The sequence below is a fragment of the Nitrospirota bacterium genome, assembly GCA_016219645.1.
In the GTDB taxonomy this organism is placed as follows: domain Bacteria; phylum Nitrospirota; class Nitrospiria; order Nitrospirales; family Nitrospiraceae; genus Palsa-1315.
Window position 1 is genome coordinate 202,489 of sequence record JACRLR010000020.1, and the last position, 16,852, is coordinate 219,340.

The 16,852-nt window shown below is 58.2% G+C and carries 16 protein-coding genes; all 16 read right to left on the reverse strand.

The annotated features are described in order from the left end of the window. Nucleotides 1–72: 72 nt before the first annotated feature. Nucleotides 73–798 carry a WbqC family protein gene (locus tag HZB34_10130; GenBank protein MBI5316318.1) on the reverse strand — a complete coding sequence of 242 codons (726 nt, stop codon included), beginning with the start codon at nt 796–798 and terminating at the stop codon, nt 73–75. Beyond that, nucleotides 798–2,372 carry a hypothetical protein gene (locus HZB34_10135; GenBank protein MBI5316319.1) on the reverse strand — a complete coding sequence of 525 codons (1,575 nt, stop codon included), beginning with the start codon at nt 2,370–2,372 and terminating at the stop codon, nt 798–800. Before HZB34_10135 ends, HZB34_10130 begins: the two co-directional genes overlap by 1 nt. Before the next feature lie 13 nt (nt 2,373–2,385). Further along, complete coding sequence (locus HZB34_10140; protein ID MBI5316320.1) at nt 2,386–3,573, reverse strand: glycosyltransferase family 4 protein; 1,188 nt, start codon at nt 3,571–3,573, stop codon at nt 2,386–2,388. A gap of 37 nt (nt 3,574–3,610) precedes the next feature. Continuing rightward, a complete protein-coding gene (locus tag HZB34_10145) occupies nt 3,611–4,840 on the reverse strand; it encodes a glycosyltransferase family 4 protein (GenBank protein MBI5316321.1) in 1,230 nt (409 codons plus the stop codon). Between the two features lie 359 nt (nt 4,841–5,199). Then, a complete protein-coding gene (gene asnB, locus HZB34_10150) occupies nt 5,200–7,095 on the reverse strand; it encodes an asparagine synthase (glutamine-hydrolyzing) (GenBank protein ID MBI5316322.1) in 1,896 nt (631 codons plus the stop codon). Between the two features lie 10 nt (nt 7,096–7,105). Further along, nucleotides 7,106–7,300 (reverse strand): hypothetical protein, encoded by a 195-nt coding sequence (locus HZB34_10155; protein ID MBI5316323.1) that lies wholly within the window; start codon nt 7,298–7,300, stop codon nt 7,106–7,108. Further along, a complete protein-coding gene (locus HZB34_10160; protein MBI5316324.1) occupies nt 7,301–8,182 on the reverse strand; it encodes a class I SAM-dependent methyltransferase in 882 nt (293 codons plus the stop codon). Between the two features lie 3 nt (nt 8,183–8,185). Further along, nucleotides 8,186–9,289: a glycosyltransferase family 4 protein gene (locus HZB34_10165; protein ID MBI5316325.1), complete on the reverse strand. Its 1,104-nt coding sequence runs from the start codon at nt 9,287–9,289 to the stop codon at nt 8,186–8,188. 11 nt (nt 9,290–9,300) lie between these two features. Then, the gene (locus HZB34_10170; GenBank protein MBI5316326.1) at nt 9,301–10,134 is read right to left on the reverse strand and encodes a class I SAM-dependent methyltransferase; all 834 of its coding nucleotides are present in this window, start codon (nt 10,132–10,134) and stop codon (nt 9,301–9,303) included. Next, nucleotides 10,127–11,239 carry a glycosyltransferase family 4 protein gene (locus HZB34_10175; GenBank protein MBI5316327.1) on the reverse strand — a complete coding sequence of 371 codons (1,113 nt, stop codon included), beginning with the start codon at nt 11,237–11,239 and terminating at the stop codon, nt 10,127–10,129. The genes HZB34_10170 and HZB34_10175 overlap by 8 nt, the downstream gene beginning before the upstream one ends. Further along, entirely contained in the window at nt 11,236–12,204 is a 969-nt protein-coding gene (locus HZB34_10180; GenBank protein MBI5316328.1) for a glycosyltransferase, read from the reverse strand. The genes HZB34_10175 and HZB34_10180 overlap by 4 nt, the downstream gene beginning before the upstream one ends. 54 nt (nt 12,205–12,258) lie before the next feature. Beyond that, the gene (locus HZB34_10185) at nt 12,259–13,293 is read right to left on the reverse strand and encodes a glycosyltransferase (GenBank protein ID MBI5316329.1); all 1,035 of its coding nucleotides are present in this window, start codon (nt 13,291–13,293) and stop codon (nt 12,259–12,261) included. After that, nucleotides 13,287–14,462, reverse strand: coding sequence for a glycosyltransferase (locus HZB34_10190; GenBank protein ID MBI5316330.1), 1,176 nt, complete (start codon nt 14,460–14,462; stop codon nt 13,287–13,289). The genes HZB34_10185 and HZB34_10190 overlap by 7 nt, the downstream gene beginning before the upstream one ends. Nucleotides 14,463–14,655: 193 nt before the next feature. After that, nucleotides 14,656–15,399, reverse strand: a complete 744-nt coding sequence (locus HZB34_10195; GenBank protein MBI5316331.1) for a class I SAM-dependent methyltransferase — start codon at nt 15,397–15,399, stop codon at nt 14,656–14,658. 13 nt (nt 15,400–15,412) lie between these two features. Continuing rightward, on the reverse strand, nt 15,413–16,189 hold the full coding sequence (locus HZB34_10200) for a methyltransferase domain-containing protein (protein MBI5316332.1): 777 nt from the start codon (nt 16,187–16,189) through the stop codon (nt 15,413–15,415). After that, a complete protein-coding gene (locus HZB34_10205; protein ID MBI5316333.1) occupies nt 16,189–16,851 on the reverse strand; it encodes a class I SAM-dependent methyltransferase in 663 nt (220 codons plus the stop codon). The genes HZB34_10200 and HZB34_10205 overlap by 1 nt, the downstream gene beginning before the upstream one ends. Nucleotide 16,852: the final 1 nt, after the last annotated feature.

Below are 16,852 nucleotides of genomic sequence, written 5' to 3' on the forward strand. Positions count from 1 at the left end.
GGTCTGTCTGGTCAGTTCCGTTCGACGAGACAGACCGAATAGACCAGACAGACCAGATAGACCGCTTTAGCGCTACGCCGCTGTGACCATACTCTGTCCCGCCCTTGCATCGCGCAATCGAGTCAGTGCAGCAGGACCATGACAGAACAACAAATCGATTGCCGACATGGCCGGCATGAACGGATCGTAGACTTGCTGATAGACCGGGTGTTGGAACCGTTGAATCTCCAACCGCACCCCAGACGATTCAAACCGCACGCGGTCCAGATAGTGCTCCCCGCCAGGGCCGGACAGATAATCTGTCGCGCCAACGGCATGGCAGAGATCGATCAACCGGTCGGTCGGCCCTTCCCGTACCTCCCATTCCGATGCGCAGCGAACAGGCGTCGTAATGCCAAAAGCCCTGAGCAGCCAACGAATCACCGCCATATTCAGATCGTGCAACCGTTCCCATGGTGTTTCATAGAGGCTGTGTAACTCGGGCAGATACCGATCGCGGAATGGCGCCCGCGCATAGTGCATCTCGATGGCGCGGAGATGCTGGCTACGCCAGGTCACAGCCTGATTGATCCGAACTTCTTTTACCAATTGTCCAAAGTGATGGAGGACCGGCACGGTGATCCATTGGCAGCCGTCGGCGGTTCTGATCCGATTGCGATTTTGCCACTCGTTTTTCTTGAACTGCACAGAATCCAATGCGATAAAAAGATCCGCTTGATCGATCTTATCCAGATACCCAAGCCAAGGCAAAAACTGTGGTTGATGAATCGTGACACGCATGCGCGAGCTTTCAGCCATCAGCTGTCAGGTTTCAGTTTCGGAGTTGACATTTTTCCTGAGCTGAGCGCCGACGGCTGAGAGCTGACAGCGATCGTTTCAAGAATCGGCCCCACGACAATCGGATTACTCAACAGTTCGCCGCTACCTGTGACCTCCACCCTGTAGGTCATCGATTCTGCCGTCGGAACCCCGTCGTCGAGCCAGTCGACGTGAAACGGTGTTTCCCCTGTCCAGTGAGCCACCACTTGGCCGGAACGAATCACCCGCACCTTCACAGGGTGGCGCCCGCCGTCGCGCGCCTTGATAGAGAGGAGGACCGTGAGATCCCTTGCTGCGCCAGGGTCGAGCCTGTCACCGATCGATGCAGACTTGGCCCCACCCTGAGAGACCACCCGGAATTCATCCAGTCGCAGCTGGACATGATGATGGCTATCTCCCACCGCATAGGAATGACCGGATTGAAGCGCCTCCAGCACACCAACCTTCGTCCGTTCTTTGACCCAGAGCGATGTGACAAGACGATGCAGATCTTTATCGGCATCGTTCAATCCATGAAGCGCCAGTTCTCCAATGAGTACCGGGGCTGGTCGCTGCTCAACCATAGACACGTGCAGCAAACGGTCCCACAGTTCACCGGGATTGATGCTCGTTCTTCCTTCCTGATAGAGCCCGCCGAAACCTGTGTACCCTGTCGTCATCAGCATCGCCTCGGGGTGCGGCTCTGTCTTGATTCTGACAGTTCCCAGCAGCCCGGCATCAATTTCATGAAAATCACGCGCTTCTGCCAACGACCAAAAGACAAGCCCGCCCTTCTCCTTTACATCATCGATGAGGGCCTGGTAGGGTCGATACCCCAGCTGGTCGTCGTACGAGCTGAATGCCGACTGACTCAGCGGCCAAGCATTCGCCACCAGTGCCACCGCCAAGACAACCAGCACACAGGCGACAGACCGTCGGAGGGATCGTCGATCGGAAGCAGGCCGGCGCGGCCTCCACAGCAAGAGAGCAGGAACAACCAATAAGATTGGCGCCCCATTGACTGCCCCGCGCCAATCCAACGTATAGGACCCAGGGTTCCCACTCGCAGGTAGAGAACGATAGTCTTCCGGCTTGGTCAGCCCGAACACCAGCAGATTGCGTTGGGCGTTGTGCATCATCAAGTTCCGTTCTACCAACGACCCGGTCCAGTAGTAATAGGGAGCGACTTCGACGCCAGGGAGGATGATCAGCTTCGGATGGCGGCTTTGCGCTGCCGCGATTTCATTCAGATACCGTTCAATGCCATATTCCAGCACCGAGGGAAAACGAACCTGTCGTTTCAAGATGCCACGCAACGGCCAGAGTCCATACTCATAACGGAGAGAGAAGTTATCGGTCAAAATCAGCACATCCAGGCCAAGCTGCTCCGCCCGCTGGGCCAATGCTTCAATGGTCAATTCACCGGTGCTGGCAGTGCTATGGACGTGGATCGTGGCCAGCAGTTGCTCACGATGATCCGGCCCCTGCGCTTGTGCAATCGAGCCAGCCAGGCATGACAACACCAACATGCATACCTGGATCAGTCGCCGCTTCCATCCCATCTGCCCGCCCATCTGCCAGTCTCGCTTATGCATGAGCAGTGAGTGCCTCTGCAAAAATCGATTCGATTGCGTCGACCATTGAGACCGCCCCATAGCGGCTGTCCACGCTGCGGCTTGCTGCGGCTCCTAACTGAGCAGCCCATTCCGGCTGGTCGAGCAGCCGACGCAACGCCGCTGCCAAGGCGCCGGCATCGCCTGGAGGAACCAGTAAGCCTGTCAGCTCGTGGCGCACGACGGCTGGAATACCGCCGACGCGGGAGGCAATCACCGGAAGTCCCGCTGCCATCGCTTCGATGAGCGCACGCCCCATCCCTTCGTTGAGCGAAGGCAAGACGAATAGATCCATGCCGGAAAGACAGGCCTCGACATCCTCCCTGTGACCCAACAGATGCATGGCATTGCTGAGACCGGCCGACCCCGCTTGCTGCACAAGTACCTCATGCCGATCTCCGCTCCCGACGATCACCAGATGGAGGGCAGGAAAGTCTCGCTTCAACTTAGCAATTGCCTCGATCAGGTATGCATGACCCTTTATGTCCGTCAGCCACCCGACCGATCCGACAACCAGTGCGTCCGGTGGACAGCCAAACCAATCAGGCTGTTGTTTGCCATGAATTCTCGCCCTTCTGAACCGTTCACGATCAATGCCGCTGGGCACCACAGCGAACTGGTCGGACCGGCCGACGGAACGATCGAGATGATCCTGCCGTTCCGCCTCTGTCAGAGCGATCAGCCGATGGGTGATTCTACTCAGCACTCGTTCAATCTGGAGAAACAACCACGATTGGAATGGGCCGAAGTGTCCGTAGAACACATGGCCGTGCGGCGTATGCACCACCACAGGCACCTTGGCAATCCAAGCCGCAATACGACCAAGGACACCAGCTTTCGATGTGTGGGTATGGACCACTGAGGGGCGTTCACGGCGGAAGAGCCGGATGAGCGTCCCCAAGGTCCTCATATCGTCAAGCAGCGAAATAGACCGAACCATTGTTGGAATCACCACCGATTGGATCCCCTCTTTCTCCAACAGACGCACATTTTCCTCTGTCGCCCCTTGGCCTCCCTGGGCATCCCAGCGGCCGGGAAGGCCCATGACAACAAGGGGCCTAAAACGTTCTCGATCGTGACCGAGTGCGGTCAACATCGTGTTCTGGGCCGATCCTCCATGGTCTAACCGCGTGATGACATGAATAACTGTTTTGGGAGGCATCACGCGCTACCCTTTGAAGAATGATTCACAGAGCTCCCTATGCAGCCAACGCCTGAACCGGCAGGCCTTCCTGAAATACTCCTTCGAGTTCACGGCAATGTTGTCTCCAGTTGTAGCAATCTGTTACCAGCCGTCGGCCAGCTTCGCCCAGGCGACGCCGCCAATCCGGATCCTGCGCAAAGCGATCGAGGATGTGCTCAAGACTTCTGGCAAGGGCGGCCCCATCTGTCCCCTCTGCGAGCAGCAACGGATCCAGCCGGTTGATGATCTCCGGCAACGCACCGATCGGCGTCGCCATTACTGGAGCCCCACAGGCCATCGCCTCGACAGTCACCAGGCCGAACCCTTCCAATTGCCTTGTTGGAATCACCACGAGATCCGCAGCTTGATAATATCTTGTGAGGTCCTGCTCGGGAACGAAACCGATCAATTGGACGGAGCCCCCGAGTTGGTACCTGTAGATCAGGTCTTGGAGCTTGCCCCGGAGTTGACCTTCCCCACCAATCAGCACCAACAGTCCCTTGTTCCTCTCGCCAAGCCGTGCGATGGCTTCGATAAAATGCTCCAAGCCCATCCGGGGCACCAGGTTGCGGACGGTGAAGAGAACGGTCCGGTCCTCTGGAAGCTTGAGCGAGGCCCGCACGGCGGCTCGGTCAAGCGGAGGGTGAAAGGCCTGTTCATCGACGGCACCAGGAATCAAGCAGAGCTTCTGTTCAGGAATGTGATGAAACTCCACTACACGATCCCACATGAAGCGGCTGAGTACGATGACCCGCTCGCACCGGCTCATGACCAGCCGTTCGATACGACGCCGCGCCATCCCGTTCAACTTCCAGCGAAGCTGCCTCGCACCAGAGGAACCTGGCTTGACCCGCGTCATATACTCCTCATGGGCAAGCGACAAACACATGTAGAACCAATGAGAGACCTGTTCTCTCCGTCGCAGCAACGGTCCCAATCCCGCCAGGGACTGATGGATCAGCCCCACATCGAGCCGTTGGCCCCGACAGGACCGGTCAAACGCCTCGACCGATTGATCGAGCGTGGAGGATACAAATGCCAACTCGTTCGTGCGGGACACCAGGTACCGGTGTTCCTCCACAGCCTCAACTGTCATCATTGTCCGTTCATCGCCTGGGACCGATCTCGTAACGACGCGGACCTGATGGCCTGACCTGCCGAGGCCCAGGGCCTGCTCTCGCAGGACACGCTCTGCCCCGCCGATCACTCGGTCAATCGACACTTCTGAAAACATGGCCATGTTCATCGCCGGCTGTTCCTTCTGAGACCTAGCAGTCTGTGGAAAAACTCGGTTTATACACAAAACACTGTGAGAACGCGTTCACGTGGAACTGACGTTCAAGTAGTACAGGATGCTCAAAAAGGCCACTGGTCTCACCCGCCCTGCCCCGGCGCGCCGAGACGCGCCGCTCCACAGGCAAGGCCGCAGCGAGCGACCAAAGATAGTTCTTCCAAGCTCGCTCGTTTACGGTATCCAAAGGATGACCCGGATGAGTCCCCCACTGCGCGCGTCGAACGAGCACATTCCTATCGTGCGCGTTCCGCGAGCACAGGGGACTCACCGGGCCATCCCCCCCCCTGCTGGCGGTCTTTTTCAGCATACTGCTAGTAAGCCTGTTGCCGTTGCCACAATTCTAATACGGCCAGTGCGTAGATCTGATCCGCATGGTTCCGTCTCCCAGAATCATGCTCGCGAAGCAGATTCTGGACATAGGCAGGTTTGACATACCCTCGCCGCCTGATCACGGACTCTGACAGAAGGTCTGCGACCATCGGTTTCAAGTCCTGCCTGAGCCATCGGGCCAATGGAATATGAAACCCCATCTTAGGCCCCTCAAGTACCGCTGGCGGGAGCAGTCCCTCCAGAGAACTCTTCAAGAATGACTTGAGCTTCCACCCATTAAGATGCTGTGTTGATGGAATACTTTTAGCAAGCCCAATAAGAAAGTGGTCGCAAAACGGCACACGCAGTTCGAGTGAATGCTTCATGCTGATCCGATCCCCCATCCGCAGCAGGTCGTCAGGAAGATAGGTCTGCATATCCAGTCCCATCACGCGATCCACTGGATCGTCTGATGGCCAGGTCTTCAAGAGATGTTCACGCATTGCATGGCGATCGATCACCGCACAGGCCGCCAGCAGATCGGGCGTCAATGCGGAGCGGGCTCTCTCCTCAGATAGAAAGGACGTCCACATTAGATACTGCTGTTCGATCGAACGGTGGCTATCTCGCAGGAACCGCTTGGCACGACCGGCATAATCTCGTCCGCCGACCCCCTCCCGCATCGCGCCTGCTGCCATAGAGGCAACCGCTGAGCGGAGGGCCGAGGGAACTTGGCCATAGAGCGACGCGGTCTTTATCCCGAGATATCTCGGATAGCCGCCAAAGAACTCGTCTCCACCGATGCCTGACAACGCCACCGTAACCGTACGCCTGGCCACTTCAGACAGCAAATACGTGGGAATGGCGGAGGAATCGGCGAAGGGCTCCGCCATGGCCTCTACCACCTTCGGCAGCAACGATGCCGCATCCGGTTGCAGTCGGGCCTCCACATGGTCCGTCTGAAAATAGCTCGCCACCTGCCTGGCAGAGGTCAGCTCATCGAAGGACTGATCCTCCTGTGCCTCATACCCAATCGAAAAGGTCTTGATCGGGCCTGTGATTTCACGGCGCATGAAGGCCAGAAGTGCACCGGAGTCGACTCCGCCGGACAAGAAGAGGCCCAAGGGAACGTCGCTCACGATGTGGCTCTGCACTGTGTCGCGCAGCTGCGCATGCAGATGCTCGATCATTTCCTCCTTGGTCTGCCAGATCCTGGTGATCGCGCTTTCTTGGGGTCTCCAGTATCGCTCGAATTTCACCGAGCCGTCCTGCATCAGAAGCAGCTCGCCCGGACGAAGCTCATAGATCCCTTCATAGACAGTTTCCGGCCCCGGCACGTACAGAAGCGACAGGTAGTCTGCTATCGCACCGGGACGGAGCGACGGAGTAGGGATTGCGGCCAACAGCGCTGGTAATTCCGAAGCAAACAGAACCTTCGACTCCTCCCCGAAACCAGACTGAACCGTATAGTAGAGGGGCTTGATCCCCAATCGGTCACGAGCGAGCAAAAGGGATTGTTGCACCTGATCCCAGAGCGCGAAGGCAAACATTCCGCGTAGCCGATGGACCATCCCTTCGCCATCTTCCTCATACAGATGGACCAACACCTCCGTGTCGCATTGAGACACAAACCGATGGCCCTTGTTGATCAATTCCTCACGCAGCTCACGATAATTGTAGATCTCTCCGTTCATCACGGCACAGACTGTCGAGGTCTCATTCATCACCGGCTGTTTGCCGCCCTCAGGATCGATCACACGGAGGCGATGGATACCAAGAGCTACACCAGGCTCCCGATAACGCCCGATCTCATCCGGCCCTCGGTGAACGAGCCGGACGAGCATGCGCTCTAACAGTTCCGGCTCGCCTTGCCCGCTATGTCCGCAAATACCGCACATCGTAGGTTCCTCAGCGATTGATCCCGCGACCGTCGAGCACAGACCGTTCGCGCTCTCCGTCGAAAGGACGATACTCACTTGGGTTATAGCTGTAGTACGTTCTCAGAAAAATAGCCAGGCCGAGCGCGACCAGCGCAGAGATGATCGCCAGGATCACAGTCGCCTCACTGACCCGGAATTTGGCTTTCCAGCGACGAGATATCATCTACTGCTCCTTGGCGATCGTCAGCGGCTTTCTCGCCAGGGCCTCGACCGAGAGCCCCCAGCCCCATTGATCCATCCCTGTCCGGTTCATCACACTGTAGACAGTCTGGTCCAATCGCTTGGCCCAGTGACGGATACACGAGCGCCCCTTCCCGTCGACTCCATACGCATCTGATTGGCTGGGAGGTGATGTGCGCACCTCTACAGCCTCGAACCCAAGCCTGGTGAGGTGATAGGAAAGCGCACGCCGGCCGAACCCGTACAGATGCATGACCGTCAGGTGAGCGAGACCACAACCGGACAACAGGCGGGACAACTGATCGTGCAGCGGTCCGTTCGGCACTCTGATGTATATCTGCCCGCCCGGACGTAACACGCGCCACGCTTCTTTCAAGGCATCGAACGGGTTGATCAGATGATCCAGCACATTCACGAACGTCACCGCATCGGCTGAATCGTCATCCAGTGGACAGGGCAACCAGCTCTGCTCACGGACTTCGAGCCCCCTGGATCGAGCACGATTGACTGCGGCCTTGGACAGTTCAAATCCAATCCCACGCCACCCACAGTCCACGCCTTGCATGAGCAGGGCGCCTCCCCCACAACCGACATCGACCAATGTGCCGTGGCTCGGACGGTTCATGAGAATCATGTCCATGACGTGTCGGCACAGGTTCTCCCGCGCCGTCCCCTGCTGTTCCACGCCAAACTGCTGCCAATAGTGGTCTCTGTACCACTGCGCCGCTTCTTCGTCCGACGGCATGGTCCCACGCCATAGCAGCCCGCATTGCCGACAATAGAGCCGCTCGCGGACGACCCCGTCAATCGCATAGGCCTCTGCTGAGGCCCCGCAGAGACATCTATTGGCATTCTCTTGCACCATATCCTAGGCAGCCTCCTCAGCCACCCGCTCAAGGAGATCCACGACCAAGCCCGACGTATGACGAAGGGAAAATTCGCGCGCGCGCGCGACCCCCTTCGCCCTCAGTTGATCCCGCAACCCTACTTCCGTCAGCCCTCTCACCATGACCATAGTTATGTCGCCGACCTGCTCCGGATTGAACAGCAGAGCCGCCTGATCGACAACTTCGGGAATGGCAGCACGGTTGGCTGCAGCCACCGCCGCACCACAGGCCATGGCTTCGAGCGCTGGAAGACCAAACCCCTCATAGAGGGAGGGAAGTACGAACAATGCGCAGCCCGTATAGAGGGCGGACAAGTCCTCATCGGCAATAAGCCCGGGAAAGACCACTCGATCACCGATGCGAAGACGGTCAGCCAATTGCTGCAACTGCGGTCGATGCTCCTGGTCGGAACCGGCTAAGACCAGTTGATAGATTGCCCTCAGGGATGGCGGCAAAGCGGCATAGGCTTCTACGAGGCGTGGCACATTCTTATGCGGCTTGAAATTGCCCACATACAGAATATACCGAGACGTCAGACCATAGGTTGCACAGGCCTTCACCGTCAATGGCTGCGGGCTGAAATGTTTCCCCAGTGCAACAGGAATCACCGTCACCTTGTCCGCAGAGATCCCCAACTGAGCCATGATCGACTGCTTCGAGTATTGTGAGTCGGCGATGATGGCGGAGGCGCGATTGGCATAGAGCCGGCCCAAGCCGGTCATCACTGCATCGTAGGCGGGCCTCCGTCGCCCAGGGTATCCAATAAAGAATAGATCGTGAATCGTCAAGACAACTGGACAGCCTGCCAGCACCGGCCCCTTATAGTAGGGAGAGAGAAATACGGTGATCCGGTCTTCTGCTAACTGACGTGGGAGGCGGACCTGATCCCACCACTGGGTCCAGACGGAGGGAACCGGTTTGTACGTGATGCCGGAAGGCAACCCCTGCAGATCTGCGTTGGACGGAGCATAGACCACGCAGTCCCATCCCTTGCTCGATACAGCATGCAACACCTCACGGACATAGTGTCCGATCCCCGTCCTTACGCCCTGCTGGAGTTCGCGTCCATCGACACCGACACGCATCAGCCTCTCCCTCATGCGCAGAGCCGCTCCGCGGTAGACGATGCCGGCTTCCTGGCGATCAACTCAAGACCGATTCCCCAATTCAAACCGGTCAAACGATACCATCCGTAGGCCAGCTGGTTGACGAGTCGTTTGCTCGATACAGCCGCCGCTCCTCGGTCGAACCCGATTTGGACGTCAGTGAATCCGACGGACTGGACCAGCTTCGACAGGGTCGTATCAGAAAAGTGAAAGAGATGCAGTTCTCGCTCGTCCTCTTCGTACAATGAGGGCCAATGCCCCCGCCCGGCAAGATACCCAAGGCGAAAGATATAGTCATGGACATTCGGGGTGGCCAACACCACCCAGCCTCCCGGTCGCACAAGACGAAACAATTCCGCAACCATCCGCTTCGGGTCGGACGCATGTTCAATCACGTGCCAACTCGTGACCACGTCGAACCTGTCCCCCGGCAATTTGACCTCCCATACTTCCCCACGCCGCACATCGAGATCCGCCGCCTGCGCCACGGCGGCAGCAGACAGCTCAGTCCCGGAGACCTGCCATCCCTCTTGTCGCGCCAGCCGGAGAAAGGTCGCGTCGCCGCAGCCGACATCCAAAAGACGCCTGCCCCGTCCGCTAAGCTGCTGCAGGGTTCGCAATCGTCTCGTCCAAATATGGCGACGCCCGGCCTCCTGTTGTTTCCACGGCTCGTAGTAGTCATCCTGATAGGTCTTCTCGATCTCACCCCTCGATGGAATCGGCGTGACAAACATGAGCTGACAGGCGCACCGGACGACCCGGACAGCGCCGTGATCTTCGACCACTGTAAACTCCGTCCCTCCACAGAGATTGCACCTATTCACAACAGACTCCAGTGAGATGAAGATAGAGCGATTGAACCTGATCCGCATGCCCTTGGAGACTAAACCGCTCCTCGACGACACGACGCCCGGCTAGACCAAATTGGCTGGATCGATCGCTATGCGCCAGAGCCTCTTGCACCGATTCTGCAAGACGATCCGGTTGACCTGGCGCGACGAGACAACCGGTTACACCATGCCTGACGATCTCCGGCACCCCTCCCGCAGCAGTCGCTACCACTACTCTGCCCATCGCCATCGCTTCGATAAGGACACGGCCGAAATGTTCGCCGTGCGATGGCAATACGAACACATCTGCCAAGGCAAGCATGTCCCGTACATCGTTCAACCAACCAGTAAAATGCACCACCTGATGTAGACCGAGTTCGTCTGCCAGTCTGCCCAGGTCGGAACGAAGCTCCCCGTCACCAACCAGCACCCAATGCACCGCCGCGTCCTGCCGATGGATGATAGCCGCGGCATGGAGGAGATCATCATAGCCCTTATAGGCCACGAACCGGCCCACACTCACTACCACTCGGTCGCCGGCACTCAGACCCAGTGCGGCACGCTGGACGGGTGACGGAGGCCCTGGAGCAAACCGTAGGGTATCGACCCCATTATAGATACGATGAATCCGGTCAGCCGCCCCCCATGAAAATCGACGACTCACTGCATCTGAATTGACGATGACTCCCGCTGAGAGCTTGTACAGCGCACGGTCCAGCAAGCCATCTGAGTCGGCGACACGCACATGCCAGACAGCCTGGCAACGAGCAATCTTTGCCGCCAACCCTCCGTAGATCATGGCACGTGTACCGTTGGCGTGAACGATCTGTGCGGCTTGCTGTCGAATCAGCCGTGTGAGAGCCCGTATACTGGTCAGGCTTGCCGTACTCGTACCGGTGACCGCAGGCATCGGGACCACATACGTGGGGATATTAGCCTGGGCTGCCTGTTCTGCCACAGCTCCCTCATGCGGTACCACCAGGACCGGACGCCACTGTGAATGATCGAGCGCGCCAAGCAACTGGAGCAGGCTGATTTCTCCTCCCCCTACGATATCGCCATGATTCGAGATGAAGAGCACCGATTGTGGCTCACTCATAAGACCGGCCTCGCCATCGCGTATTTCCACCGACCGAGTTCGTTGCCGACGTCCATCGTCAATTTCACAAGGGGAACCACCCACCATGCCGCACGATGGGTCGGATAGTCTCTCGCAAACCGATATCGCCACAACATCACCAGGTAATAGAGCGAGAAACCAAGCGGCACAAGCGCGGCAACAGGAGGAACCCAGGCAGCGATGAGGAGTATGACTCCCACCCGCAACGTCCACGAACTTCTGATGACATACGTGAGAAACAGGCTCTTCCCCACACGATGTTGGATGGACGCCATTTCGCTGTACCCGCGTCGCATAAACCAGCTTGCCACGGTCGACAAACGGTCTCGCGTCCGGTGATAGACCACAGCATGGGGTGTGTAACAACAGCGCCCCAGCCGAGCGACACGCTCTGCAATGAGCGAGTCTTCACTACCGACCCGTGCCTCTTCCGGAAAGCCTCCCGCGAGTTGCAGGGCGCTTCTTCGATAGGCACAGTTGCAGGTTGAGAGGTGCTCCGTCGGCACCGTGTGCCCCTGCGCTTGATGCGCATAGCGCAACCCTCCGCCGGGAAATCCGAGAATATTTTCCGCATACCCGATCAGGCCGCATTCGTGCACCGCAACCGCCCCTGCAACTCCGAGGACATCGGGATTTTCTTCGAACGGAGCGAGTAAGGCTTCCCCCCACCCCTCGTTCGCTTCACAATCGTCGTCAATAAACAAGAGGATGGCGCCGGTTGCGGCTTGCACCGCGGTATTTCTCGCGTAGCCGAAACCGCGATGGTGACGAGGAATCGCCACGTACTTTACGTCTGCAATCGGCTCGGGCCGATCCGTTTCTTCGACCACCACGATCTCCGCGGCGGCGCAGGCTGGGCCGGACTTCCGGACTGTCAGTACGGCTTGCTCCAAGTCACGGCGCCGGTCTTTCGAGCAGATGATGATGGATACGGACTCACTCATGGCAATCGCACTCCATACCCTCTGACGGGCCGCTCGGTCTCCGGGTTCGACAATCTACAAACATAACGCACCGTATCTCACCGACCCCCACCATCGGCCTGCCGTCATCGCGCCTGCCTTCACGATCAGGAGCCACGCCAGATTGAACGAACGAGACAGCGAAACTGGAGCACCAGCTGCGCGAGCCCGCGCACTCGCTTGATGAATCAGCCACAGCAAATACAACGGGAACAGCCAGAGACTCGGCCGATAGAAACAACCCATCGCAAGCAGGGCCAGTGCCTTCTTGTCCGGTGACGCGACGTCCACCCACCCTCGCATGGGAAGCGCGGTCCATTGGACCAAGCGGCGAGGCAATTCAAGCCATAATCCCTGGGGATGATGCCGCTGCAATAGATATGCATGGCTTCTGCCAAACCCGAAAGCCTGTCGAATTAATCCCCGCAGGGTGGTCCGGTGGTGATGCATCACACAGGCAGTCGGTGTGTAAACAATCGCCGCCTGCTGTTCGTAGAGTCTGGCGCAAAGGTCGTAGTCCTCTCCATAAATCTTCACCGTCTCGTCAAACCCGTCCAGTTGCTCCAAGAGCCGGCGCCGCACCGCAAGATTGGCCGTCGGAAATCCACCGGACCAAGGAGTCCATTCCCGGTGCGTCGTCGTTTCCCCGGCCGATTGAAGCGTGTAGAGGGAGCAGAACATTTCGCACAGTGTGCGATCGAAGACTCCGGCGATACGACCTGCGACAGCCCCTGTGTCCGCATCGTCAAATGGGGCCAACAGATGGCTCAACCAGTCCGATTGTGGGACACAGTCGCTATCGGTAAAGGCAACGATATCGCCACGCGCCGCTCGGATGCCTGTATTTCTCGCTGCAGATGCTCCCGGTTTCGCCTCCCGCAACAGGCGGACGTTGATACCCTTGGTTTGCTCGGTCCAAGCCTGAAGCAGTGCGAGAGACCCATCGGTCGACCCATTATCGATCACAAACACTTCGGCCGGCGCTGGATTGAGGCAGTCGAGCGCATGCAAACAGGCAGGTAAGGTCCTGGCGGAATTCTTGATCGGGATCACGAGACTGACCGTCAACATGCCAGGGCCTCCGGTAAGGCGATGTCCCGATAGATCGATTCCAACGGGCCGAGACAGCGATTCCAATCGTAGCGCGCTTCCGCCAATTGACGCGCGGCCAGGCCGAACCGCCGACGATCGTCGGCGCTGGCCAGCAGCGTAAGCAGTGACTCGATCATGTCCTTCGCCGAATCGGCTATCAAGGCATCACGACCCGGCTGAACGTCGATCCCTTCGATTCCTACGGTTGTGGTGACGATGGGGAGTCCTGCTGCCATCGCCTCCAGGAGTTTTGTCCTCGTGCCCGCGCCGGTGAAATGCGGCGCGACATAGACCGTGGCCTCATGCAGATGCGGAAGCATGTCCGGCACAGCACCAGCCACGACGATCCCTGTCCGCACCAAGGCCTGAATACGGGGGTCTGGATTGCGTCCGACGAATCGTAGCTCAACTTCAGGAAGTTCACGGCGGATCTCGGGAAATACCTCATTGGCAAGAAACAATGCCGCATCGATGTTTGGCTGAAAGCTCATATCCCCCGTAAAGAGCAGCAGCGGTTTCGAACCTTCGTAGGATGATTTTGCCGTCACGGTCGAACAATCCACCCCGTTCGGAACCACCACAGTGCGTCGCCGCAGTCTGGCCCGCTCAGACCGAGCCAGATCATCGTGCGACACCACTAACAGCGAATGGAGGCTCGGCCAGCAAAACGCGTCGAAGAGGCCAAAGCGGGCCAGGCGAATGAGATTCCGTGCTCGAACAAATCCACCCTGTTCATGTTTTACCGCCCGCCAGGGACCGCTGAGGCCATAGGCCCAGACGTCTAACACGATCGGCAGATGACAGCCGTCCGGCAGGTAGGGCAACATGGCCGGCTTTTCCACCTGAATCGCTTGATATTGTCGCGATCCTAGTCGATGACGCACAGCCTCACGCAAGAGTGGGTCAGTACGATAGGGGCCCACATGGGAGATACGGGTCAGCCAGGATGGAGTTTGCACCTGAACAAACTCCATTTCAGCACAGATACCGCCCAATAGACGTTCTGCTTCTGGTTGGCCCTCAAGCGCCGGAGCGATCAGATCGACCTCGAAGCGCTTCCCTAGAAACCGCACAAGATGCAGCATGCGTAACGCCCCGCCCCCATGACGGTCTGACGGAGGCGCCGGTGCCAGAAAAAGCAATCGCATGAATCAGTTCCCCTCGCCCGCATTATTCACGAAGGCTTCTCCTGCAACCGCCGATACGCTGTTCCGACGGGCGTGCTCGCCACTCAGTCGGTCAACATACTGTTCAAGTATGCTTCCTTCCTTCCCGGCTGCGCTTGCCCGTCTCACAACGCGTCTCAGCGGTTTCGTCACGAACCCTCGTGAATAATGCGGGCTAGGCCGCTTTAGAAGCCACCACGAGCGCCACGGCACGAGAAGGCCCGTTCCAATCGATTGCCGCCGCTTCACCCTCCTCTGCAGGCATCCAGAGACCCGTGCGGCTGACCGCATACTCCACTTGATCGGTTGCCAAGGCGGCCGTCAGCTGCGCCAGCCGTGGTTGATCATAGACCCTCATCCAGTCGTTCGTATGGGTGCGCCCATACGGAACCGTGATCAGCGCTTTGCCACCAGGTTTCAGAATGCGCGCAATCTCTCGAACCGCAACTCGATCTCCGATATCTGCTTCCGGCTCGCCGTAATGGCCGATGCCGATATGCTCAATGACCGACACAGCCAGCACAGCGGAAAAGGTGCCTGCTGCGAAGGGAATCTTCATGATGTCGCCCCGTAACGCACGGAGACCGGGATGGCGATAGGGATAGGGATTGAAGTCCATCCCCACCACCTCGAATCCACGGGAGGCCAACGCGAGCGGCAGTCGACTGTGGCAACAACCAAGATCGAGGACCGGGCCGACAACGCCGTTCAGATGCTGAAACACGAACGGATATTCGATGACACGCTCAGTCGTGACCATTCCCGGCTCGAAGATCTGCTTCAATAGGCCTCGGGCCGAGGATGCCAGCCATTCCTTCAATCGGGGGAACGGATCCAACAGTCGAGCCCCCGCGCGCCACCGAAGATGATATTGGGACTTGTACGTCCCAGCCGGCTCTATGTGATCCTGCACCGCCATCAGCCACTGCTCCTTACGATGGTTTTATACCCCAGGCAAAATAATAAAATCCGAGCCATTCGGCGACCCACGTTCGATCCAACCCTCGCCACAGACGTTGTGTTTTCTCCACCCACGATACTTGAATGTCTCTCAGACGCTCCGATCGATAGAGCAGGGGCACATACGGCGGCACCACACCGGCTGGAAATACCGTGATGTCCGTCAGTCCACCTTCCCGGAGGAGCGTACGGATCTGCCCAGAGGTAAAGGCCCGTTCGTAGTAGCCTTCCTGCGATTGCCGGGAGCCGATCACGCTACGCTTCAGGCTCCCCAGCCAATCGAGCGAACGAAAGAGCGAGAATTTGTTAGGCACGATATCGGAATAGAATAGACCCCCCGGTTTCAGTACCCGTACCATTTCACGGACAATCGGAGTCGGGTCATGAAAGTGCTCCAGCAATCCTGTCGAGAGCACGACATCGAGGCTCTGATCCTGCACCGGCAAGGCAAATCCATCCCCCGCCAAGAATCCTCCGGTCACCGTGGCGCTGTGATAATTCAATTGGGCAGCCTTCAACGCATTGGGCGAAAAATCCATGCAGACCGTTCGATAACCGCCTTGCGCCAACCAACAGGACAACCGTCCGGAGCCGGCCCCGACCTCAAGACAGCGGCCTGACGTCGGCAAGATGTTTCGCAAATATCCGAGCTTAATGCGATCAAGAATCTGCGTCATGGTTCTCGCGGTCACCGTAATACCCTGGTCGACCCAGTAGGCGTCCCAGAACTTCTGTGCCTGATCTTCCATTACGCTCTCACCAGCATGAACTTGTAATCGGCCGGCGTGCCAATAACCGCCCATTCCCGGAACCGTCTGACAACGGCCTTCGCCTGATCTGTACCAGAGCTCAACCCCGCGACATCCGTCTCATAAACCCGCTTCCAGGAGAATCCCACCCGCCGAAAAATGGCAGTCCAATAGGCCAACGGCTGCACGTTGATGTGTGAGGGGTCTCGCGTAGCGTTTGGATGACGAGGATGGCAGATCTTCAAATAGACCTTTCCATCCTTGTGCAACACCCTGAAGATTTCCCGAAGCGCCGGGACGGGATCGGCCAGATGTTCGAAGAGATCCATGGCTGTCACCACGTCACAAGTCCCTGTCGCCACCGGAAGCCCCTCGGTCAGATTACCCACGAGCAAGCGCCCGCGCATGGACGGCTCCCCGTGGGATACCGCATAGAAGCTCACGTCGATACCCATGGCTTGCGCCACCCCCTCTGCCCGAAACGCTTCGACCAAATAGCCCTTGGCGCATCCGATATCCAACACACGGGCCGGAGCCGACTGTCGGCACAGGAATCGCGCTGTCCGCTCAGCCATGGGATAGATGAGGCCCCGTGAATGAGGCGGACTATGGCGAGACTTCCCTTCAAAATATTCTTCGTTGTAGAACGCATCCGTCGTCACG